Annotated in this window: 18 protein-coding genes and 1 riboswitch; of the genes, 7 read left to right on the top strand and 11 right to left on the bottom strand. The window is 73.8% G+C overall.

Features of this window, described 5'->3' with window-relative positions:
- Positions 1-43: 43 nt before the first annotated feature.
- Together ACFY1T_RS25885 and ACFY1T_RS25880 are read left to right on the top strand one after the other, a co-directional pair.
- The gene (locus ACFY1T_RS25885) at positions 44-1,132 is read left to right on the top strand and encodes an amidohydrolase family protein (protein ID WP_390790291.1); all 1,089 of its coding nucleotides are present in this window, start codon (positions 44-46) and stop codon (positions 1,130-1,132) included.
- Between the two features lie 317 nt (positions 1,133-1,449).
- Positions 1,450-2,373, top strand: a complete 924-nt coding sequence (locus ACFY1T_RS25880) for an SCO1860 family LAETG-anchored protein (RefSeq protein ID WP_390790290.1) — start codon at positions 1,450-1,452, stop codon at positions 2,371-2,373.
- 27 nt (positions 2,374-2,400) lie between these two features.
- Here the strand turns inward: ACFY1T_RS25880 and ACFY1T_RS25875 are convergent, their stop codons facing one another.
- Both ACFY1T_RS25875 and cobC read right to left on the bottom strand, forming a co-directional pair.
- Positions 2,401-3,639 (bottom strand): CapA family protein, encoded by a 1,239-nt coding sequence (locus ACFY1T_RS25875; protein ID WP_390790289.1) that lies wholly within the window; start codon positions 3,637-3,639, stop codon positions 2,401-2,403.
- Positions 3,640-3,758: 119 nt separating this feature from the next.
- On the bottom strand, positions 3,759-5,189 hold the full coding sequence (cobC, locus tag ACFY1T_RS25870) for an Rv2231c family pyridoxal phosphate-dependent protein CobC (RefSeq protein WP_390790288.1): 1,431 nt from the start codon (positions 5,187-5,189) through the stop codon (positions 3,759-3,761).
- An 86-nt stretch (positions 5,190-5,275) separates the two neighbouring features.
- Here cobC and ACFY1T_RS25865 point away from each other — a divergent pair, with 86 nt between their 5' ends.
- Entirely contained in the window at positions 5,276-6,001 is a 726-nt protein-coding gene (locus ACFY1T_RS25865) for a ZIP family metal transporter (RefSeq protein ID WP_030163119.1), read from the top strand.
- 2 nt (positions 6,002-6,003) lie between these two features.
- Here the strand turns inward: ACFY1T_RS25865 and ACFY1T_RS25860 are convergent, their stop codons facing one another.
- The 7 genes from ACFY1T_RS25860 to ACFY1T_RS25830 form a co-directional block, all read right to left on the bottom strand.
- On the bottom strand, positions 6,004-7,437 hold the full coding sequence (locus ACFY1T_RS25860) for a cobyrinate a,c-diamide synthase (RefSeq protein ID WP_390790287.1): 1,434 nt from the start codon (positions 7,435-7,437) through the stop codon (positions 6,004-6,006).
- Entirely contained in the window at positions 7,431-8,030 is a 600-nt protein-coding gene (cobO, locus tag ACFY1T_RS25855) for a cob(I)yrinic acid a,c-diamide adenosyltransferase (RefSeq protein ID WP_390790286.1), read from the bottom strand. The genes ACFY1T_RS25860 and cobO overlap by 7 nt, the downstream gene beginning before the upstream one ends.
- Positions 8,030-10,174, bottom strand: coding sequence for a putative cobaltochelatase (locus ACFY1T_RS25850; RefSeq protein WP_390790285.1), 2,145 nt, complete (start codon positions 10,172-10,174; stop codon positions 8,030-8,032). Before ACFY1T_RS25850 ends, cobO begins: the two co-directional genes overlap by 1 nt.
- 76 nt (positions 10,175-10,250) lie before the next feature.
- Complete coding sequence (locus ACFY1T_RS25845; RefSeq protein ID WP_390790284.1) at positions 10,251-11,834, bottom strand: cobyric acid synthase; 1,584 nt, start codon at positions 11,832-11,834, stop codon at positions 10,251-10,253.
- On the bottom strand, positions 11,831-12,790 hold the full coding sequence (locus ACFY1T_RS25840; RefSeq protein WP_390790283.1) for a cobalamin biosynthesis protein: 960 nt from the start codon (positions 12,788-12,790) through the stop codon (positions 11,831-11,833). Before ACFY1T_RS25840 ends, ACFY1T_RS25845 begins: the two co-directional genes overlap by 4 nt.
- 37 nt (positions 12,791-12,827) lie before the next feature.
- Positions 12,828-12,979: riboswitch (cobalamin riboswitch) on the bottom strand.
- 134 nt (positions 12,980-13,113) lie between these two features.
- Positions 13,114-13,335 (bottom strand): hypothetical protein, encoded by a 222-nt coding sequence (locus tag ACFY1T_RS25835; RefSeq protein WP_030859054.1) that lies wholly within the window; start codon positions 13,333-13,335, stop codon positions 13,114-13,116.
- Between the two features lie 28 nt (positions 13,336-13,363).
- On the bottom strand, positions 13,364-14,644 hold the full coding sequence (locus ACFY1T_RS25830) for an inorganic phosphate transporter (protein ID WP_030859056.1): 1,281 nt from the start codon (positions 14,642-14,644) through the stop codon (positions 13,364-13,366).
- A 355-nt stretch (positions 14,645-14,999) separates the two neighbouring features.
- Here ACFY1T_RS25830 and ACFY1T_RS25825 point away from each other — a divergent pair, with 355 nt between their 5' ends.
- On the top strand, positions 15,000-16,130 hold the full coding sequence (locus tag ACFY1T_RS25825) for an alpha/beta hydrolase family protein (RefSeq protein WP_390790282.1): 1,131 nt from the start codon (positions 15,000-15,002) through the stop codon (positions 16,128-16,130).
- Positions 16,131-16,247: 117 nt separating this feature from the next.
- Entirely contained in the window at positions 16,248-17,702 is a 1,455-nt protein-coding gene (locus ACFY1T_RS25820) for a hypothetical protein (protein WP_390790281.1), read from the top strand.
- Positions 17,703-17,753: 51 nt separating this feature from the next.
- On the opposite strand, the gene ACFY1T_RS25815 is transcribed toward ACFY1T_RS25820, so the two are convergent.
- Positions 17,754-18,149: a VOC family protein gene (locus ACFY1T_RS25815; RefSeq protein WP_390790280.1), complete on the bottom strand. Its 396-nt coding sequence runs from the start codon at positions 18,147-18,149 to the stop codon at positions 17,754-17,756.
- Positions 18,150-18,209: 60 nt separating this feature from the next.
- Positions 18,210-19,100 (bottom strand): neutral zinc metallopeptidase, encoded by an 891-nt coding sequence (locus ACFY1T_RS25810; protein ID WP_390790279.1) that lies wholly within the window; start codon positions 19,098-19,100, stop codon positions 18,210-18,212.
- A gap of 248 nt (positions 19,101-19,348) precedes the next feature.
- Between ACFY1T_RS25810 and ACFY1T_RS25805 the strand changes: the two genes are divergently transcribed.
- A complete protein-coding gene (locus ACFY1T_RS25805) occupies positions 19,349-20,947 on the top strand; it encodes an ABC-F family ATP-binding cassette domain-containing protein (RefSeq protein WP_030859065.1) in 1,599 nt (532 codons plus the stop codon).
- A 352-nt stretch (positions 20,948-21,299) separates the two neighbouring features.
- Positions 21,300-21,521, top strand: a complete 222-nt coding sequence (locus tag ACFY1T_RS25800; RefSeq protein WP_030163146.1) for a helix-turn-helix domain-containing protein — start codon at positions 21,300-21,302, stop codon at positions 21,519-21,521.
- Positions 21,522-21,651: the final 130 nt, after the last annotated feature.

Here is a 21,651-nt window from a genome sequence, read left to right as displayed (position 1 = left end):
CTACCCGCACGAGCGTACCGAGGCCGCACGTACAGTGCGGAACATGACCGATGACGTGCTGCATGTGAAGGGGCGTGTGCTCGTCGGACCCGACGACGCGCGCGACGAGCTCTGGGTGGTCGGCGGCCGGATCACGTACGAACGCCCTCACGGGGCCCGCGAGATCACCACCGTGTCCGGGTGGGCCCTGCCCGGCCTGGTCGACGCGCACTGCCACGTGGGGCTCGACGCCCACGGCCCGGTCGACGCGGAGACCGCCGAACGCCAGGCCCTGACCGACCGCGACGCCGGCACCCTGCTCATCCGGGACGCCGGATCCCCCTCCGACACCCGCTGGATCGACGACCGCGAGGACCTGCCGAAGATCATCAGGGCCGGCCGGCACATCGCCCGGTCGCGCCGCTACATCCGCAACTTCGCCCACGAGATCGAGCCGGCCGACCTCGTCGCGTACGTGGGCCGCGAGGCGCGGCGCGGCGACGGCTGGGTGAAGCTGGTGGGCGACTGGATCGACCGAGAGGTCGGGGACCTCGCCCCCTGCTGGCCGCGGACCGAGGTAGAGGCGGCGATCGCCGAGGCGCACCGGCTCGGCGCCCGGGTCACCGCGCACTGCTTCGCGGAGGACTCGCTGCGCGACCTCGTGGAGGCGGGCATCGACTGCGTCGAGCACGCCACCGGGCTCACGGAGGACACCATTCCGCTGTTCGCGGAGCGCGGGGTGGCGATCGTCCCGACGCTCGTGAACATCGCGACGTTCCCGAAGATGGCGGCGGGCGGCGAGGCCAAGTTCCCGCGCTGGTCGGCGCACATGAGGCGGCTGCACGAGCGCCGGTACGACACCGTGCGGGCCGCCTACGACGCGGGCATCGGCGTGTACGTCGGCACCGACGCGGGGGGTTCCCTGCCGCACGGCCTGGTCGCGGCCGAGGTCGCGGAGCTGGTGCGGGCCGGGATCCCGGCCCTGGAGGCGCTCTCGGCCACGACGTGGGCGGCGCGCGAGTGGCTCGGCAGGCCGGGCCTGTCCGAGGGGGCGCCGGCGGACCTGGTGGTCTACGACACCGACCCGCGGGCCGACGTACGGGCGCTGGCGCAGCCGCGGCGGGTCGTCGTGAACGGCAAGGTCCGGGCCTGACGGACGAGTCGGCCCATCCGTGGGCATGCGGTTGACGCATGCGTGACGCCGGTGCCCCGGCGGTCGTTGTGAACGGCCGCCCGGGGCACCGGCGTCGGCGTTTTCCCCACGACTGTGTGGCGGAAATGAACTCCCGTTCCGTGTGATGCGCAGCTAATCGAATACCTGCATGGAAACCACCCTTTGGGGTGAACTCACCCCAGGTTGCCGCCCGTTCACTCTCCGTGCGTAAAGATTCCCAGGGTTAGAGGCCGTCGGCGCGCGATGTCCCCCATTGGCTGCGCGACGGCTCCCATCTCCCCGGGGGTTCCACCACCTTGAACAGCAACGCCTTCCGCATGCCCGCAGCCGTCCTGATCGCCACGGGGGCGGTCGCCCTGCTCACCGCCCCGCCCGCCTCCGCCACCGGAGGAAACGGTTCCGCCAGCGGCGGCGAGGGCAAGGCCGGAGCGGTCGTCCTGCGCGCCGGACTCGACGTGGGCCTGCTCAACAAGACCGTCCACGTGCCGCTGACGACCACCCTCAACGAGGTCAGCGCACCGGCGGCGGCGCAGAAGACCGCCCTGGCCGTGACCCTGGACGGGGTCGAGGGAGGGAAGCCGGTGAGCGTGCTGCGCGCGGACGTGGCCACCTCCAAGGCCACCGCGGACAAGAACCGCGCCGAGGCGGAGGCCAACCTGGTCAACGCCAAGGTGCACGTGCCGGGGCTCCCGGCGCTCTCCCTGATCCAGGTGGAGAAGGTCACGTCCAAGGCGGTGTGCGAGGCGGGCAAGAAGCCCGTGGCCAGTTCGAACGTCCTCGGTTCGGTGACCGTGCTCGGCAAGAAGGTCACCCTCTCGGCGGGCGGCCCGACCAAGGTCGAGATCCCCAAGGTGGGCATGGTCGGCCTGGAGCTCTCCGGCACGCAGACCACCTCCACCACGGCCGCCGCGGCCGCGCTCCGGCTGAAGGTGTCCGTGAACCCGCTGGACCTGAACGTGGCCCAGGTCGAGGGCGAGGTCGTGCTCGCCGAGGCGCACTGCGAATCCCCGGCCGGGGCGCCGGCGCCCGAGCCCTCGGCGGAGCCCGGCACCAAGACGCAGACGGTGGCCTCCGGCACCGGTCAGGCCGTCACCGCCAACGCCGACCTGGCCGAGACCGGCGGCGGTTCGGCGACCCCGTACGTCGCGGGCGGTGCGCTGGTCCTGCTCGGCATCGGGGCGGCCGCGCTGGTCGTGACCCGGCGCGGCCGCACCTCGTAACCCTGCGGAAGGCGGCCCCGCGACCGTTCAGCGGGTGGCGCGCTCCAGGCCCTGCTTGTCCGCTCCACGCGAGAGCACGGCCTCGCCGACCTGCTTGTCGACGGCGGAGTACGCGGACTTCGCGGCGGCCCCGAGCCCGGAGCCGGTGGCGGCGCAGGAGGTGCACACGACGCGGAACGGCCCGTTCATGTCCGAGTACTGCGTGAAGTACTCGGCCTTGGTCACGTCCCAGCGGCCGGGGTGGGCGGCCGCCGGGGTGAAGGTGAAGCGCGGGATCGAGGACATGTTGCCGCGCGCCTTGTCGGCCTCGTAGAAGCTGGCGATCTGGTCGCCCATGCCGAACACGACCCACGTGCCGTTGATCTTCTCGTAGGGCTGCGGCACGTGGTTGTGCGTCCCGATGATCAGATCGATGTCGGGGAGCCCGTCCGGGCCGCGCGAGGCGGTCAGCGCCTGTGCCAGGTCCCGCTGCTGCTGGTCGGGCGCCGTCTGCCACTCGGTGCCCCAGTGGACGCTGAGGAGGACGACGTTCGCGCCGGCCGCCCGGGCCGCGCGGGCGTCGGCGATGATCCGGTTCTGGTCGATCAGGTTGACGGACCAGGGCTTGCCGGCCGGGACCGGGATCCCGTTCGTGCCGTACGTGTAGTCCAGCTGGGCGACCTTGGCGCCCCCGGCGGAGAGCACCGCCGGGGCCTTGGCCTCATCGGCGCTGCGGGCCGAGCCGACGTGCTTGATGCCGACGCGGTCGAGGTGTTCCAGGGTGCGGACGAGGCCGTCGTAGCCGTCGTCCAGGGTGTGGTTCGAGCCGGTCGAGCAGCTGTCGTAGCCGGCGTCCTTCAGGGCGTCGGCCAGCTGGTGCGGGGCCTTGAAGGCGGGGTACCCGGTGTAGGGGCCGCCGGGCCGGCCGTACGGTATCTCGTGGTGGCATATCGCCAGGTCGGCGGCGGCCACCAGGGGTTTGACCCCCGCGAGTATCTTCCGGAAGTCGTGGCTCTCGCCGCTGCCCCGGGCGTCGTCCGCGGCCCGCTGGACGATCGAGGGGTACGGGATGATGTCGCCGGTCGCGACCAGCGTGAACGGCTTGGCGCCGGCGGGCGCGGTGGGGCTCGCCGTGCCCTGGCCCGCCTTGCCCTGCCCGGGCTTGGCCCCCAGCCGCTGCCCGGCGGCGTCCTTGCCGTGGTCGAGCAGGCTCGGCAGGGCGAGGATCCCGCCGGCTATGGCCGCCACCGCGGCCACGGCCACGGCCGTCGTGGCTGATGTCTTCATTCCGGACCCCCCGGGGCTTCCCTGCTGATGCGGAGATCATCGCCTACCTCCCCCCGCCCCGCCAACGGAGCCCGAGCCTCCGGATGGCGGCGCCGCCACGGGCCGGCGCGCCGCCCGGATCAGCGCGCCGTCAGTGCCAGGGCGTGGTCCAGGGCCTGCAGGAGCCGGCCCGTCGTGGCCCGGTCGCGGACGGCCAGCCGGAGCCAGGAGGAGTCCAGCCCGGGGAAGGTGTCCCCGCGGCGGACCGCGAAGCCGAGGGCGCGCAGCCGCGTGCGGACCTCCGCTCCGCCCGCCACCCGGATCAGGACGAACGGCCCCTCGGCCACCCCCGACACACCGATCTCCTCGAACTCCGCGAGCCCCGCCAGCAGATGCGCCCGGTCCACCGCGATCTGCCGGGCCGCGTCCTGCGCCTCCACCAGCGCCGCCGGGGCCATGCACGCCTCCGCCGCCACCAGGGCCGGCGTCGACACCGGCCACAGCGGCTGCGCCGCCGCCAGCTTCGCGATCACCTGCGGCTCGCCCAGCACGTAGCCGATGCGCAGCCCCGCCAGCCCCCACGTCTTGGTCAGGCTCCGCAGCACCACCAGACCCGGCACGTCCGTCCGCCCGGCCAGCGCCTCCCGCTCGCCCGGGACCGCGTCCATGAAGGCCTCGTCCACGACCAGGATCCGGCCCGGCCGGGCCAGCGCGATCAGCACCGCCGCCGGATGCAGGACCGACGTCGGGTTGGTCGGATTGCCGACGATCACCAGGTCCGCGTCCTCCGGTACCGCCTCCGGGTCCAGCCGGAACCCGTCCGCCGCCCGCAGCACCACCCGCTCCACCGTGTGCCCCGCGTCGCGCAGCGCCGCCTCCGGCTCCGTGAACTGCGGGTGCACCACCACCGGCCGCCGGGCGCCCAGGGCCCGCGCGATCAGCACGAACGCCTCCGCGGCCCCCGCTGTCAACAGCACCCGGTCGGCCGGCAGCCCGTGCCGAGCCGCCACCGCCGCGCGGGCCGACCGCCCGTCGGGGTACGCGGAGAGACCGTCGAGCGAAGCCGCGATGCGCTGCTTGAGCCAGTCGGGCGGGGTGTGCGCCCGTACGTTGACCGCGAGGTCCACCAGCGCGCCGCCGTCGCCGCGCACCTCCGCGTCCCCGTGATGGCGCAGGTCGTGCGGGTGCGCCGTGGCGACGGCACAGGTCGCCGCCACCGACCGGCGCTTCGGCACGAGCAGCTCACCGCCGCCCGCGAGCGCCGCGGCCTCCGCCACCGAAGAGGTCCCGGCGGCGCCCTGCACCACCTCGGAGGGGTGCGGGACGGGGATGCCGGCCAGCTCCTCGGCGGGGTAGCTGAGCAGGGGCACGCCGAAACGTTCCGCCGCGCCCGCTATCCCCGCCTCGCCCGCCTTCGACTCCACCGTGGCCAGCGCCTTCACCGACCCGGCGGCCAGACCGGCCCCGCGCAGCGTCTCCTCGACGAGGGCGCAGACCTCCGCCACGGACACCCCCGCGCGTCCGCCGACCCCGACCACCAGCTGCGTCGCGTACTCGCCCACCGGGATCATGCCCCCTCCGTAGTCGTCAATGGTTCGTTGCCCGTCGCCCGCGCGCACACGTGCGTACGGGGCGAGGAGTCGGTATTCAGGGGCACATGGCCGTGATCGTGGCGCTGGGCGCGTTCCTGATGACCCTGGCGGGCGGGTGGACGGCGCAACGCGTCACCGACCGCCGCCATCTCGTGCTGGGCCTGGCCGGCGGGCTGATGCTCGGCGTCGTGGGCCTCGACCTGCTGCCGGAGTCGCTGCACGCGGCCGGCCGCAAGGTGTTCGGCGTGCCGCTCGCCCTGCTGCTCTTCGTGGCCGGCTTCCTGATCGCGCACGTCGTGGAACGCCTGCTGGCGGTACGCCAGGCCGCGCACGGCGCCGAGAACGGCGGCCGCGTACCCGAGGTCGGGCTGACGGCGGCCTCGGCGATGGTCGGCCACAGCTTCGCCGACGGCGTGGCGCTGGGCGCCGCCTTCCAGGTCGGCGGCGGGATGGGGGTGGCCGTGTCGCTGGCCGTCATCACCCACGACTTCGCCGACGGGTTCAACACGTACACGCTGACCCGGCTCTACGGGAACGCCCGCCGCAAGGCCCTGATGATGCTCTTCGCGGACGCCGTGGCCCCCGTGCTGGGCGCGGTGTCCACTTTGCTGTTCACCCTTCCGGAGGAACCGCTGGGGGCGTACCTCGGCTTCTTCGGCGGAGCCCTGCTGTACCTGGCGGCCGCCGAGATCCTGCCGGAGGCGCACCACAAACACCCCGCGCTGTCCACGCTGATGTGCACGGTGGGCGGAGTGGCCGGGATCTGGCTGGTGGTGGGCCTCGCGGACTGAACTCACCTGGCCCGCGCCGCGGCTTCCGTGAACCGGCGGGCCACGGAGGGCTCCGCCGCCCAGTGCGTGTGCAGGTAGCTGGCGTGCACGCCCTGCCGTACGAAGCCCTCGACCCGGCGTTCGGGGTGCGTGAACCCCCACGCGGGGGCGGAGCCCGCGCCGGGCTCGATCACCGTGCGGTGGAACTCGTGGCCGCGCAGCCGGGTGCCGGTGACGGCGAGGGCGCTGTCCGACACCGCGACGGCCTCGCGGTAGCCGAGGGTCAGCCGCTCCGACATCCGAGCGTCGGCGTCGAGGACCCCGCACATGGGCTTGCCGTCCAGCGAGCGGGCGAGGTACAGCAGCCCGGCGCACTCGGCGGCGACGGGCCCGCCGGTCTCCGCGAAGGCCGCGACGGCCTTGCGTAGCGGCGCGTTGGCGGCGAGCTCGGGGGCGTACACCTCGGGGAACCCGCCGCCGATCACCAGGCCGGCGGTCCCCTCGGGCAGGGCCTCGTCCCGGAGCGGGTCGAAGGTGACGACCTCCGCCCCGGCGGCGGTGAGCAGCTCGGCGTGCTCGGCGTAGGAGAACGTGAACGCCGCACCGCCCGCGACGGCGATGACGGGCCGCGGGCCGGAGCCCGCGGCGACCACCGGCCGCGGGCCGGAGTCCGCGGCGCCCGGCGCCGGCGGGGCCGCGACACCCCGGGACGTCAGAGCGCGCTCCGGCGACCACGGCTCACATTCCAACGCGGGGGCGGTCCGGGCCAGGGCCATCAGGGCCTCCAGATCGCAGCCCGCCCGGACCTGGTCCGCGAGGGCGGCGACCGAGGACAGCGCGTCCGAGCGCCGCTCCGCGACCGGGACCAGCCCCAGGTGGCGCGAGGGCGCGGCCACCTGCGGGGCCCGCCGCAAGACGCCGAGCACCGGCATCCCGGCCTCTTCCAGCGCCTCCCGCAGCATCGCCTCGTGCCGGTCGGAGCCGACCTTGTTCAAGATCACGCCCCCCAGCCGCACCTGCGGGTCGAACGACGCGAAGCCGTGCACCAGCGCCGCCACCGACCGCGACTGCGACGAGGCGTCGACCACCAGCACCACCGGCGCCCGCAGCACCTTCGCGACCTGCGCCGTCGACGCCAGCTCACCCCGGCCCGCGGCCCCGTCGTACAGGCCCATCACGCCCTCGACGATCGCGAGATCGCATCCCGAGGCCCCGTGCGCGAAGAGCGGAGCGACCAGCTCCGGCCCGCACATGAACGCGTCCAGGTTGCGCCCGGGCCGCCCCGTGGCCAGCGCGTGGTAGCCGGGGTCGATGTAGTCGGGCCCGGCCTTGTGCGGGGACACGGCGAGGCCGCGCTCCGAGAAGGCCGCCATCAGGCCCGTGGCGACGGTGGTCTTGCCGCTGCCGGAGGACGGCGCGGCGATGACCAGCCGGGGGATGTGGAGCGACGTCACCACTCGATGCCCTTCTGGCCCTTCTGGCCGGCGTCCATCGGGTGCTTGACCTTGGTCATCTCGGTGACCAGGTCCGCGAACTCCACCAGCTTCTGCGGTGCGTTGCGCCCGGTGATCACCACGTGCTGGGTGCCGGGCCGGCTGCGCAGCACCTCGATGACCTCGTCGACGTCGATCCAGCCCCAGTGCATCGGGTACGCGAACTCGTCCAGCACGTAGAGCCTGTGCGTCTCGGCGGCCAGATCGCGCTTGACCTGCTCCCAGCCCTCCTTGGCCGCCTGCTCGTTGTCGAGCTGCGCGTCCCGCTGGACCCAGGACCAGCCCTCGCCCATCTTGTGCCAGACGACCGTGCCGCCCTCGCCGGAGGCGCCGAGCACCTTCAGCGCGTTCTCCTCGCCGACCTTCCACTTCGCCGACTTGACGAACTGGAACACCCCGATCGGCCAGCCCTGGTTCCACGCGCGCAGCGCCAGCCCGAAGGCCGCCGTCGACTTGCCCTTGCCCGGGCCGGTGTGGACGAAGACGAGCGGGCGGTTGCGGCGCTGGCGCGTCGTGAGTCCGTCGTCCGGAACGACGGTCGGCTGTCCCTGCGGCATTACGCGGCCCTCCTGTGGGTGTCTGATGCGGTACGTACGTTCTTCACGAGCCCGGCCAGCGAGTCGGCCCGCAGCCCGTCGAGCGTGACGGCGGGCCCGCCGAGGTCGGCGGCCAGTACGCCGGCCAGTCCCAGCCGGACCGGCCCCGACTCGCAGTCCACGACCACCGACGCGACGCCCTGGGCCTGGAGCAGCCGGGCGCTGCGGCCCGCGAGCGCGCGCGGGTCCCCGCCGGCGGAACCGGCGGGTCCCATCGCACCGGCCGAACCGGTGGAACCGGCCGAGGTGGCCCGCCCGTCGGTGACGACCACGAGCAGCGGGCGGCGGCTGGGATCGCGCAGCCGCTCGATCCGCAGCACCTCGTGTGCCTTGAGCAGGCCGGCGGCGAGCGGGGTGCGCCCGCCCGTCGGCAGCTGTTCCAGCCGGACCGCGGCCGCGTCCACCGAGGAGGTGGGCGGCAGCGCCAGCTCGGCGGCGGAGCCGCGGAAGGTGATCAGACCGACCTTGTCGCGGCGCTGGTAGGCGTCCAGCAGCAGCGACAGCACCGCGCCCTTGACCGCGCCCATGCGCTGGCGGGCCGCCATCGAGCCGGAGGCGTCGACGACGAAGAGGACCAGGTTGCCCTCACGGCCCTCCCGGGTGGCCTGGCGCAGGTCGTCCTTGCGGACGACGAGCCCGCGCCCGGTACGTCCGCGCGCCTTCTGGTGCGGGGCCGCGGCCTGGACGGTCGCGGCGAGGTGCAGCTTGGTCAGCTGGCCGCGGGGGCGCTGGGCGCCGGTGGTCCTGCCGTGCGCGGTACGGGCGCGCGAGCGCCGCCCGGACGCGCCCTCGCCGAGGCCCGGCACGCTGAGCATCTTGGTCCGGAACGGCTCGGCGGCCCGTACGGCGGCCTGCTCGGGCGCGGCGCCGTCCTGGGAGGCGGGCTGGGGGGCGGGGGAATCGGGGGAGTCGGGGGTCTGCGGGGCGTCGTCCGGGGCGGGGGCCTCGGGGGCCTGCGGCGCCTCGGGTCCGCCCTGCGGGGGGACGCCGCCGTCCCCGCCGTCCGGGCCGCCGTCCTGCGGACCGCCGTCGTCCGGGCCCTCCGGCTCCGGCTCCGGGTCCGGGTCCGGCTCCGGGTCGTTCTCCGGCTCCTCGTCGGGGAAGCGGTCCAGGATCTCGTCGAGCTTGTCCTCGTCGAGGCCCGGCGCGTCGAAGGGGTTGCGGCGCCGCCGGTGGGGGAGCGCCAGCAGCGCGGCCTGCCGCACGTCCTCCTTGCGGACGTCGCTGCGCCCGGCCCAGGCGGCCAGCGCGGTCGCGGTGCGGGCCATCACGATGTCGGCGCGCATGCCGTCGACCTCGAAGCCGGCGCAGGTCGCGGCGATCTGGAGCAGGGAGGCGTCGCCGAGGCGGACCTTCGGGAGCAGGGCCCGGGCGGCCACGACCCGGGCGCGCACGTCCTGCTCCTCGCCGCTCCAGCGGGTGGCGAAGGCGGCCGGGTCGTCCTCGTACGCGAGCCGGCGGCGCACCACCTCGACGCGCTGGGCGGGCTCGCGGGAGGCCGCCACCTCGACGGTGAGCCCGAACCGGTCGAGGAGCTGCGGACGCAGCTCGCCCTCCTCGGGGTTCATGGTGCCGACGAGCAGGAAGCGGGCGGCGTGGCGCACGGAGACGCCCTCGCGCTCCACGTACGAGGCGCCCATGGCGGCGGCGTCGAGGAGGAGGTCGATGAGGTGGTCGTGGAGGAGGTTGACCTCGTCGACGTACAGGATCCCGCGGTGCGCGTCGGCGAGCAGGCCGGGCTCGAAGGCCTTCACGCCCTCGGCGAGGGCCCGTTCGATGTCGAGGGCGCCGACGAGGCGGTCCTCCGAGGCGCCGACGGGCAGCTCGACCATGCGCGCGGGCCGGGCGGCCCCGGGGCCCGGCTCGTGGGGGCCGTCGGGGCAGGCGGGGTCGGGTGCGCCGGGAGCGCAGGAGAACCGGCAGCCGGGGACGACGTCGACCTGCGGCAGCAGCGCGGACAGCGCGCGGACGGCGGTGGACTTGGCGGTCCCCTTCTCGCCGCGCACGAGGACGCCGCCGACCGCCGGGCTCACGGCGTTGAGCAGGAGCGCCAGCCGCAGGTCGGTCTGGCCGACCACTGCGGTGAACGGGTAGGGCGTGCTCATGCGATGCCTTTCCTTGTGCGGGTACGGGTCTGCGGGCGCGGGCCGGCGGCGGGGGCCGCCCGCGGGGCCCGGGCCTTCACGGGGCGCCCGGGGGGAGGAACGGGAGGCCCGTCGGGGCGCCCGTCTCGATCAGGCGGAGCAGGGCGTCGGTGTCCGCGTGCTCGGCGATCAGATCGCCCAGCAGGTCCAGCTGTTCCTCCCGCAGCGCACCGAAGGAGGTGTCGGGCGCCGGGACGAAGCGGCGGCCCGAGGCCAGCGCCACCTCCCGCAGGAACGCCCGCCGGAAGCCGTCCGACTCCAGTGAGCCGTGCCAGTGGGTGCCCCACACCGAACCGACCCGGCACCCGTCCAGGAACGGTTCCCCGCCGAGCACCCGGGCCACCCCGTGGTGGATCTCGTACCCTTCGACCGGCTCGCCGAGCGCGGTCCCGGAAGGCCGCTCCAGGGTCTTCTCGCGCTCGAAGCGGATCCGCACCGGAAGCAGTCCCAGCCCGGCCACCGAGCCGGCCCGCGATTCGACCTCGTCCTCGATGTGCTCGCCGAGCACCTGGAAGCCGCCGCAGATGCCCAGCACCGGACGGCCCTCGGCGGCACGCCGCAGCAGCGCGTCCGCGAGACCGCGCTCGCGCAGCCACTCCAGGGCCTTGACCGTGCCCCGGGTGCCAGGCACCACGACCAGGTCCGCGTCGACCAGTTCCTCGGCCCGGTCCACGAACCGGACCACCACGCCCGGCTCCGCCGCCAGCGCGTCGACGTCCGTGAAGTTCGACATCAGCGGCACCGCGCACACCGCGACCCGCAGCACGTCCTCGCCGACCGGCGGGGCCACCGCCGACTCGCGCACCGCGCCCCGCAGGGAGACCCGGAGCCCGTCCTCCTCGTCGATGCCCAGCCCGTGCCGGAACGGCAGGACTCCGTACGTGGCCCGGCCGGTCAGGTTGCGCAGCATCTCCATGCCGGGCTCCAGCAGGGACACGTCGCCGCGGAACTTGTTGACCATATAGCCGGCGATCAGCGACTGGTCCTGCGGCGACAGCAGCGCCGTCGTCCCGAAGAACGAGGCGAAGACCCCGCCCCGGTCGATGTCCCCGACCACGACCACCGGGAACCGCGCGGCCCGCGCGATGCCCATGTTCACGATGTCGGTCCGGCGCAGGTTGATCTCGGCCGGACTGCCCGCCCCCTCGCAGATCACGGCGTCATACGTGCCCCGCAGCTGCTCCAGACAGTCCGTGACGACACCGAGGAGCTGCTCCCGCCGTCCTCCGTGCAGCGCCTTCCCGGGGGACACCGCGCCCGATTGCGGCTGGGCCGCGGACCCGACACTCCCGAAGAACCCGCGGGCGCTCATCTCGCCCACCGGCTTGCCCAGCAGCACCACCTGGCTGCTCTGGTCGCTGCCGGGCTTGAGCAGCACCGGGTTCATCAGCGCCGTCGGCTCCACGCGGGCCGCCTGCGCCTGCATCGCCTGCGCGCGCCCGATCTCGGCGCCCTCGCGGGTCACGAAGGAGTTCAGCGACATGTTCTGCGCCTTGAAGGGCGCCACCTTCACGCCCTGCCGGGCCAGCCAGCGGCAGATGCCCGCGGTGACCACGCTCTTGCCCGCGTCCGATGTGGTGCCGGCGACGAGGAGTCCCCCGCCGAGCTTCCCGCCGCTCATCCGCGTCCCTTCCGTATGCCGTACGACACCGCACAGCGCAGTGCCACGCACGCTCCCAATGCCAGCCACGTCACCTGACGCGACAGCCGCACCGCGCGTTCGATGTCGCGGACCTGCACGGGCCGCCCCGCCCCGCCGTTCAGCACGGCCCGGTGCTCGACCCGCCCCCCGTACGCCAGGGTGCCCCCCAGCCGCACGCCGAGGGCCCCGGCGAAGGAGGCCTCCACGGGGCCGGCGTTCGGGCTCGGGTGCGCGGCGGCGTCCGCGCGCCAGGCCCGTACGGCTCCCCGCCGGTCGGGCCCGGCCGCTGCGGCGGCCAGCGCGGTCAGCCGGGCGCCCGGCCAGCCCGCGAGGTCGTCGAGCCGGGCCGAGGCCCACCCGTAGCGCAGATGGCGCGGTGACTTGTGGCCGACCATGGCGTCCAGGGTGTTCACGGCGCGGAACGCCAGCAGGCCGGGGACACCGGCGGCGGCGCCCCACACGAGGGCCCCGACCACCGCGTCGGAGGTGTTCTCGGCGACCGACTCCACGACGGCGCGGGCCATCTGCTGCTCGTCCAGGGCCTGAGGATCGCGCCCGCACAGGTGCGGCAGCCGCTCGCGGGCCACCTCGGCGTCCCCGGCGGCCAGCGCGCCGCCGATGGCGCGGGCCTCGCGGCCCAGCGAGGTGCCGCCGACGACGGCCCAGGTGGCCGCGGCGGTCAGGGCGACACGGGCGGCCGCGGGCCCGGAGCGCACGGCGCGGGCGCCCAGCGCGCCGACGGCGGCCGCGCCCCCGACGCACAGGAGGGTGTGCAGGACGCCCCGGCCGCGGTCGTCGCGCCACAGGGCGCGCTCGACGGCGGCGGCGGTTCGTCCGAAGGCGGCCACGGGGTGCCCGCGGCGCGGATCACCGAAGATCCGGTCGCCGATCAGGCCCGCCGTGGCGCCGTACGCGAAGACGCGGTCGGCACGCATGGTGCAGGTATGTCCTCACTCAGGGTCCGCGCCCTGGTTCGACGTGTCCGGCGGTGGGAGTTCCTGGCTCCCGGGGTGCACGAGCCGCGTGCTCCCCGGTGACAGTGGCGGGACCGCGCCGGATTCGCACCGGACTTCCTCTCCATGCCGCCGTATTGGCTCGGGCAGTCCACCACGCACCGCGAAGGCCCGTCAACTCGCCGTTGACCTGCGGCGGGGCAGGTGAACGGCACACGTCACAGACGTACGAAAGCTCCCCCCGGGAAACCCGGGGGGAGCTTTCGTACGCCGTGCCCGAATCGATCGGGTCGGGTCGGCCGGGATCAGGTGACGATCAGGTAGATCCCGTAGGCCACGGCCCCCGCGACGAGCGCGAAGCAGGCGTACGCACCGCTGCGGGCGAGGGCGGCGGTCCCGCCCTGCTCGGTGGCGGCCTCGTGCTTGGAGAGGCCCACCAGGCCCAGCGTGAACAGGGCCACGAGGGCGACGGTGGCGGAGAGGCTGACCCCGAAGACGGAGCCGAGTGCTGCCCAGTCGATCTTCATGCTGCGGATTCCTCTGTCGTTCTCGGGGTCAGACCGCGGCGGCGGGAGCCGCCGGCGTGGCCGGGGCGGCAGCCGGGATGGTGGCCTTCAGCGCCTCGTCGGTGACCGCGGCGGTCGTACCGGCGGCGGCCTCGGCGGCCACCGTCGGCGGGACGGTGACGGCGGCCATGGCCGTGGTGACCACACCCGGCGCCTCGGCGGCGGCCGGCTGCACCTCGTTGACGTTGCTGTGGTCGACGACCTGGCGGCGCGAGATGAGCCAGATGGCGACGCAGGAGGCGACCAGGAACAGCGCGACCGCGGCGACGCCGACGTCACCGGTGCGCATGACCAGCTCGGCGCCGGAGGCGACGACGGCGGCGGCCGGCAGGGTCAGGCCCCAGGCGATGAACATGCGGGTGGCGGTGGACCAGCGGACCACGCCGCCCTTGCGGCCCAGGCCCGCACCCATGACGGCGCCGGAGCACGCGTGCGTGGTGGAGAGGGAGAAGCCGAGGGTGGAGGAGGCCAGGATGACGCTCGCGGCCGAGGTCTGGGCGGCGAAGCCCTGCTGCGGCTGGAGGTCGGTCAGGCCGCTGCCCATGGTGCGGATGATGCGCCAGCCACCCAGGTAGGTGCCCATCGCGATCGCCATGCCGGCGGAGACGATGACCCACACCGGCGGGTTGGAGCCGGGCGCGAGCGCGCCGCCGGCGACCAGCGCCAGGGTGATGATGCCCATCGTCTTCTGCGCGTCGTTGGTGCCGTGCGCCAGGGAGACGAGACCGGCCGAGGCGATCTGACCGGCCTTGTAGCCCTTGGCGGAGGTCTTCTTGCCGACGTTCCCGCCCACCTTGTACGTGACCTTGGCGGCCAGCATCGCGGCCACACCGGCCACGATCGGCGCGGCGACCGCGGGGAGCAGCACCTTGGTGACGAGCGTGCCGCCGTTGACGGCGCCGAGGCCGGCGGAGGCGACGGCCGCGCCGACCAGGCCGCCCATCAGGGCGTGCGAGGAGCTGGAGGGGAGTCCGACCAGCCAGGTGACGAGGTTCCAGAGGATCGCGCCGACGAGGGCCGCGAAGATCACTTCCGGCTGGATGCCCTCTTCGTTGACCAGGCCCTTGGAGATCGTCTTGGCGACCTCCACGGACATGAACGCGCCGACGAGGTTGAGCACGGCGGACATGGCCACCGCCGTCTTGGGCTTGAGGGCGCCGGTCGAGATGGTGGTGGCCATCGCGTTGGCCGTGTCGTGGAAACCGTTCGTGAAGTCGAACACGAGAGCGGTGATGATCACGATCCCGAGGAGAAGCGTTATGTGCTCCATTTACCCAGGCTTCTGTTTGACGTCAGTGGCTCGGCGACCGTAGGCAACCTGGATGAACGGAAGGTGAACTGACTCGGGCGGAGCGGTGTACTGGCCCGTCGTGCCATCGGGACCTTCATCCCCATTTTGGCGTTGATACGGCGATTAATGCACGTCAAAGCCGGGTGAACGGACGGCTCCACAGGGGGCCGAAGGCCCCCGGACCCGCCCCGGGGGCGATCGCGGGGAGACGTAGATCACTCCCGGCCGCCGACCCGGGCGGACCGCCCCCGGATCTCTTCCCGGACCCGCCGGGCCGCAATCGGAGCATTCCGCTCCAGTGGCCCGCTCGCCCTCCCGCCTCGACACTGGAGCCGTGCCTTCCGCCACAGCGACGGCCGCGGCCGTCGCGACCACTCTCGTCGGGGCCGGCGCCGCCGCGGTCGCGGCCGGCCGGTACGCCGCCGACGCCGCCCTGCGCCACGAACCCGGCCGCCCCCTGCCCGGCGGGGCCCGGCTCAGCGTCCACTCCAGCGGATCCGGCCGGGTCACGCTGACCCGCTCGCTGGCCTCCCTGCGCCCCGGTACGTACGGGCTCTGCGCCCCGGGGGTGCACGCCGTCGTGGGACCCGTCCTCGACGGGTTCGACCCCGGCCCCGACGCCGTCGTACGCCGGCTCCTCGCCGTCACCCACGGCAGCCTCGACCCCGGCGCCCGGGTCGCCCTCACCCCCCAGGTGTACGCGGGCAACCCGCGTACCGCCCTCGGGCTCGACCACGCCGACGTGGACGTCCCCGGCGAGCTCGGCGGGCTGCCCGCCTGGTTCGTGCCCGCCGCCCGCGACACCTGGGTGATCACCGTGCACGGGCTCGGCGCCGGCCGCGAGCACCCGATGGTGGTCATGCCCTTCCTGCACGGCCAGCGGATGCCCGTCCTCGACCTCGCCTACCGCGGGGACCTCGGGGCACCCGCGTCACCGGACGGTCTCGGTCACCTCGGTGAATCCGAATGGCGGGACGTGGACGCCGCGATCCGCTACGCCGTGCGCTACGGGGCCCGCCGGGTCGTCCTGCACGGCTGGTCCACCGGGGCCGCCATGGCCCTGCACGCCGCCGGGCGCTCGGCGCTCGCCGACCGCATCTGCGGGCTCGTGCTGGACTCGCCGGTCCTCGACTGGCACACCACCCTGCGCGCGCTCGTCGCCGCCCGCCGCACCCCGGCCGCGCTGGTTCCGTTCGCGGTACGGGCCGCCGAGGGGCGCGCCGGACTGCGCGCCGACCGGTCGGGGCCCGGGGCGGACCCCGGGGCGCTGCGCGTCCCCGTACTGATCTTCCACGGGCCGGACGACGCGCTCGCCCCCTGGGAGCCCTCGCGCCGGCTCGCCGAGGCCCGTCCCGACCTGGTCACGCTGCGGACCGTCCGCGAAGCCCCGCACGGGGCCATGTGGAACGCGGATCCGGCCGGATACGAGGAGGCCCTGAGGCGGTTCTTGACCCCTCTTATGTGAAGGCCGTGTGCCGGACGGGGCAGGGCGGGGACATTTTCCCGGTATGTCCCCCCGTCGAGTGGCGATAATGGCTGGTTCCGTTTGGGCTTTCGGCCGGTGACGGGCGAGACTGCTTCCGTGACGTCCCGAAAGCCTGATGAGCAGTTGGCTCGCGACTCCAGACTCCGACTCGTCTCCCCGCGTTCCGTCGCCGCGGCCCGCAAGGCGGTGACCGACCGACGCGCCCGTTCCGCCTCCCGGCCCCCGGCGGGCACCCCTGCCACGGCCGAACTCGCGAGCCGGGCCCGGGCCTCGCTGGCCGACGCGGTACGGCTCGCCCGCTGGGCCGAGCTCAACCTCGGTGCCGGCGACGGAGGGCGGCCCGCCCCGGCGGGAGCGCTGCCCGCCGCCGACGTCGAACGCGCCGCCGGTGAACTGAACCTGACACACGGGCAGATCCGGGTCGGCTGGGACCGCGCCCGGCTCGCGGGCCTCGTCGAGGTGCACGGCGGCCAGGCCCGGCCCGGCTGGCGGCTGCGCGCCTGGGACCGCGACGACACCGCCGTACTGCGCGGCTGGGTCGCCCTGTTCGACGCCTGGTCGCTGGTCCACCCGGCCCCCGCCGACATCGCCCCCGCGGTCGTCGCCGAGGTGGTCGAGGCGATGCCCCAACTGCTGTCCCTGCTCCAGCTGTCCGCCGGTCCCGTGACCGTTCCGGATCTGCTGGACCTGCTCGGGCAGCGGGTCACCGAACTCCGCGACGAGCGCTGCGAGATCCCGTACGACGCCCCCGCGCGCGAGACTCCGCCCGCGGACGGCGCGGGGTCCGACCCGGACGCCGGCTCCGGGACGGCCGGCCACACGGCGCCCGTACCGCTCGCCCGGCTGCTGCGCTGGGCGCTCGGCGGGCTCGCCGCCGTCGACGCCGTCACCCTCGGTCCCGCGCAGGCCGCGCTCACCCCGCTCGGCAGCTGGGCCGTCTGGGTCAAGCTCGAACAGATCTGCGTCGCCGCGCAGAGCCCCGCCGGGAACATCGAGCAGTCCGCCGCCGCGATGCTGCACGGCTGCGCCCGGCTCACCCCGGGACCGGCCCGCGCCGAATACCGGGCCTGGCTCGCCGCCCGGCCCGTCGGACACGCCGTCAGCGAGCTGCTGCACGCCGCCCGCGGCGAGGACGCCCTGCTGCGCGGGCTCGCCTTCGAGGCGCTGCGCGTGGTCGGCGCCCCGGCCGAACCCGAGGTGCGCGCCGCCGTGCGCGACCCGGCCCTGCGGCCCTACGCCCTGCTCTGGCTCGCCGAGCACGACGGGGTCGATCCCGACGAGGCGCAGGACGTGCTCACCGCCGAGGAGACGACCTGGCTCTGGGTGGACACCGCTGCCGCCATCGCCGACCACGGCGAGGCGGACCTGCTGGCGCGCCACCTCGACTCGGCCGTCCGCACCACCGTCCCGCGACTGCTGGACGAGGTCCGCGCGGTCGGCCATCCGCGCACCGTCCAGGTCCTGGTCGCCCTGGCGGCCGCGCACCCGGACCCGGCCCTGGCCAAGGCGGTCCGCCGGGCCGCCTTCCAGGTCCACACCGGCGGCGCGTAGCGCCCGCGGCGCCGCGCACCCGGGAACGGGAACGCGAACGCGCCGCGGGTCTCAGACCTGCGGCGCGTACGTCCCGAAGCTCCAGATGTTGCCCTCGGCGTCCCTGGCCATGTAGTCGCGGGACCCGTAGTCCTGGTCGGTGGGCTCCATCAGGATCTCCACGCCGTGCTCGGCGGCCCGCCGGTGATGGGCGTCCACGTCGTCGACCACCACGTAGACCCCCACGGGCCCGCCGTCGCCCATGGCCTTGTCGAAGACGCTGCCGGTGCCCTTGCTGCCCAGCATCACCAGGCCGGTGCCGTACGCCAGCTCCGCGTGCATCACCGCGCCGTCCTCGCCCTCGTACACCGCGATCTGGCTGAAGCCGAAGGCCTCCGTGAGCAGCTTCACGGCCGCCTTCGCGTCGCGGTAACGCAGCGTGGGACAGATGGACGGAACGCCTGCCATGACGACCACTCCCTCTCGTGACGGTGACCTGCGTCACAGCATGGCAGGCGCCGCCGACAGTCAGCGGAAGGTGTTGCACTGGGCCATGTCGCCCGTGCGGTAGCCCTGGTAGAACCACTGCTGGCGCTGCTGGGCCGAGCCGTGCGTCCAGGACTCCGGGGTCACCCTGCCCTGGAACTTCTCCTGGATCCGGTCGTCGCCCACCGCGGCCGCCGCGTCCAGGCCGTCCCTGATGTCCTGGTCGGTCAGGCTGGTGATCAGCGGCCGGCCCGTGGACTCGTCCGGGGTCCTCGTCGCGTTGTGCGCCCACACCCCGGCGTAGCAGTCGGCCTGCAGCTCCACCTTGACCGCGTTGCTGTTCGCGCCCTGCCGCCCGTCCTGGGCCTTCTGCAGGGTCCCGGTCAGGTTCTGGATGTGGTGCCCGTACTCGTGCGCGACGACGTAGGCCTGGGCGAAGGGGCCGCCGCTCGCGCCGAACTTCGTCCGCAGCTCGTCGAAGAAGCCCAGGTCCAGGTAGACCTGCCGGTCGGCGGGGCAGTAGAAGGGGCCGACCGCCGAGGTGGCGGTCCCGCAGGCGGTGTTCACGCGGCCGGTGAAGAAGACCGTCGAGGCCGGGCTGTACCGGCCGCCGCGCCGGGCGAACTCATCCTTCCAGAAGTCCTGGGTGCTGTTGACGACCGCGACCAGCCGGCAGTCCTCCCGCGCGTTCGCGTCGCGCCCGGTCCGGCAGGTCTGCTGTACCTCGCTGAGCGACGAGGAGGTCGCAGCCGGCTCCGGGTTCCCGGAGGACAGTCCCAGCTGGTCCGGGCCCACCCCGAAGAGCAGTCCGAGGACCAGTGCGATGAGGCCCGCGATGCCGCCGCCGATCGTCGCGCGGCCGCCCGGGACGCGGCTGCCGCGCACATCCTTGACCTCGGATGTGTCCAGGTTGGCGTCGTCGTCGAACTGCATCCCGCACCGCCTCGATTCAACGTGGCCGCCCCTGCGGCGAGTATCACCCGGTCCATCCTGGTACGCGCCCCGCCCCACCGGGGCGATCCGTACGCCGAACGGGCGACATGTCAAGGGCAGGACGCCCCCAAAACTGGTTGCGCACCCCCGGTAGAATGAATCCCATGGCAAATCTCCTCGCGGATTAGCGGCGTCGAAGCATCGCGTCCTGCCCCCCTTCCGCCGTCCCCCCGCCCTGGAGTATTTCCGTGATCACCGCCACCGGCGTCGAGCTGCGCGCCGGCGCCCGCGTCCTCATCGAGTCCGCTTCCTTCCGCATCGCCAAGGGCGACCGCATCGGCCTGGTCGGCCGCAACGGAGCGGGCAAGACCACGCTCACCAAGTGCCTCGCCGGCGAGGGCCAGCCCGCCGCCGGCTCCATCACCCGCTCGGGCGAGGTCGGCTACCTCCCGCAGGACCCGCGCACCGGCGACCTCGACGTCCTGGCCCGCGACCGGATCCTGTCCGCCCGCGGTCTCGACGTCCTGCTCAAGAAGATGCGCATGAACGAGGAGCGCATCGCGACCGGCTCCGGCGGCACCCGCGAGAAGGCGCTCAAGCAGTACGAGCGCCAGGAGACCGAGTTCCTCACCAAGGGCGGGTACGCAGCCGAGTCCGAGGCCGCGACCATCTCGGCCGCCCTCAGCCTGCCCGACCGGGTCCTCGGCCAGCCGCTGCACACCCTCTCCGGCGGCCAGCGCCGCCGCGTCGAGCTCGCCCGGATCCTCTTCTCGGACGCCGACACCCTGCTCCTCGACGAGCCCACGAACCACCTCGACGCCGACTCCATCGTCTGGCTGCGCGACTACCTGAAGACCTACCGCGGCGGGTTCGTCGTGATCTCCCACGACGTCGACCTGGTCGAGACCGTCGTCAACAAGGTCTTCTACCTGGACGCCAACCGTTCGGTCATCGACATCTACAACATGGGCTGGAAGCTCTACCAGCAGCAGCGCGAGGCCGACGAGAAGCGCCGCAAGCGCGAGCGCCAGAACGCCGAGAAGAAGGCCGCGGCGCTGAACTCGCAGGCCGACAAGATGCGCGCCAAGGCGACCAAGACCGTGGCCGCGCAGAACATGGCCAAGCGCGCCGACCGCCTGCTCGCGGGCCTGGAGGCCGTCCGCGCCTCCGACAAGGTCGCCAAGCTCCGCTTCCCGGACCCGGCGCCCTGCGGCAAGACCCCGCTGACCGCCGAGGGCCTGTCGAAGTCGTACGGCTCCCTGGAGATCTTCACCGACGTGGACCTGGCCATCGACAAGGGCTCCCGCGTCGTCATCCTCGGCCTCAACGGCGCCGGCAAGACCACGCTGCTGCGCCTCCTCGCGGGCACCGAGAAGCCGGACACCGGCGAGGTCACCCCCGGCCACGGCCTCAAGCTGGGCTACTACGCCCAGGAGCACGAGACGCTCGACCCCGACCGCACGGTCCTGGAGAACATGCGCTCGGCCGCGCCCGACCTGGACCTGGTCGCCGTGCGCAAGACGCTCGGCTCCTTCCTCTTCTCCGGCGACGACGTGGACAAGCCGGCCGGAGTCCTCTCCGGCGGCGAGAAGACCCGTCTGGCCCTGGCCACCCTGGTCGTCTCCTCGGCGAACGTGCTGCTCCTCGACGAGCCCACCAACAACCTGGACCCGGCCAGCCGCGAGGAGATCCTGGGCGCGCTGCGCACGTACAAGGGCGCGGTCATCCTCGTCACGCACGACGAGGGCGCGGTCGAGGCGCTGGAACCGGAGCGGATCATCCTGCTCCCGGACGGTGTCGAGGACCTCTGGGGCCCGGACTACCGGGACCTCGTCGCCCTCGCCTGATCCTCCCGGAGCCGGTGATCCAGTTCCTTATGGATCATTCGGCTCAGGCGTGATCCATCATCTGAGTGAGACGGTCTCGTACCTCTGCGCTCTGTACGACGGCCTCGGCCGTGCCCGTCGGGGTACGCGTCCGGGGCCGTCGCTCTTTGCCCTTCGGCCCCTGACCTGGAGATTCCCGGTGAGGGTGGAGAAGTGTGACGGACGTCATGCAGCGGAAGAGGAGATTCCGTTCTGCTGATGTGTCCACGACTCGGGAAATGTCGTCGTACCGACCTTGCTGAATGGGTGGCCAGGAAGCCGGGGAGGGGTGATCATGAGAAGTCCAGAGCGCACTTCCCATGAGGAGGCACGGGTGGCCGAGACTCTGAAGAAGGGCAGCCGGGTAACCGGCGCTGCGCGCGACAAGCTCGCGGCAGACCTGAAGAAGAAGTACGACTCCGGTGCGAGTATCCGTGCGCTGGCCGAGGAAACCGGCCGGTCCTACGGGTTCGTCCACCGGATGCTCAGTGAGTCCGGAGTCATTCTGCGTGGTCGCGGTGGCGCGACGCGCGGCAAGAAGGCGGCTTCGGCCTGACCCCGATCCGGGTCGTCAGACCCGGCGCCGGGGTGGATCACGCTCGCCTGCCCACACCGCGGTTCCTTCGGTGACCCCCGGTCGGCCCCCCGGCCGACTGGGTGGTTACTGTGCAGTCACTTAGGCCGGG

It is taken from the genome of Streptomyces sp. NPDC001194, assembly GCF_042896985.1.
Classification (GTDB): Bacteria; Actinomycetota; Actinomycetes; order Streptomycetales; family Streptomycetaceae; genus Streptomyces.
This window is presented reverse-complemented; position numbering and strand designations above follow the sequence as displayed.

Bases quoted from the DNA above. Each gene is read 5' to 3' on its own strand.
- ACFY1T_RS25885 (WP_390790291.1), top strand. From the start codon at position 44: ATGACCGATGACGTGCTGCATGTGAAGGGGCGTGTGCTCGTCGGACCC.
- ACFY1T_RS25875 (WP_390790289.1), bottom strand. From the start codon at position 3,639: ATGAAGACATCAGCCACGACGGCCGTGGCCGTGGCCGCGGTGGCGGCC.
- cobC (WP_390790288.1), bottom strand. From the start codon at position 5,189: ATGATCCCGGTGGGCGAGTACGCGACGCAGCTGGTGGTCGGGGTCGGC.
- ACFY1T_RS25865 (WP_030163119.1), top strand. From the start codon at position 5,276: ATGGCCGTGATCGTGGCGCTGGGCGCGTTCCTGATGACCCTGGCGGGC.
- cobO (WP_390790286.1), bottom strand. From the start codon at position 8,030: ATGCCGCAGGGACAGCCGACCGTCGTTCCGGACGACGGACTCACGACG.
- ACFY1T_RS25850 (WP_390790285.1), bottom strand. From the start codon at position 10,174: ATGAGCACGCCCTACCCGTTCACCGCAGTGGTCGGCCAGACCGACCTG.
- ACFY1T_RS25845 (WP_390790284.1), bottom strand. From the start codon at position 11,834: ATGAGCGGCGGGAAGCTCGGCGGGGGACTCCTCGTCGCCGGCACCACA.
- ACFY1T_RS25840 (WP_390790283.1), bottom strand. From the start codon at position 12,790: ATGCGTGCCGACCGCGTCTTCGCGTACGGCGCCACGGCGGGCCTGATC.
- ACFY1T_RS25835 (WP_030859054.1), bottom strand. From the start codon at position 13,335: ATGAAGATCGACTGGGCAGCACTCGGCTCCGTCTTCGGGGTCAGCCTC.
- ACFY1T_RS25830 (WP_030859056.1), bottom strand. From the start codon at position 14,644: ATGGAGCACATAACGCTTCTCCTCGGGATCGTGATCATCACCGCTCTC.
- ACFY1T_RS25815 (WP_390790280.1), bottom strand. From the start codon at position 18,149: ATGGCAGGCGTTCCGTCCATCTGTCCCACGCTGCGTTACCGCGACGCG.
- ACFY1T_RS25810 (WP_390790279.1), bottom strand. From the start codon at position 19,100: ATGCAGTTCGACGACGACGCCAACCTGGACACATCCGAGGTCAAGGAT.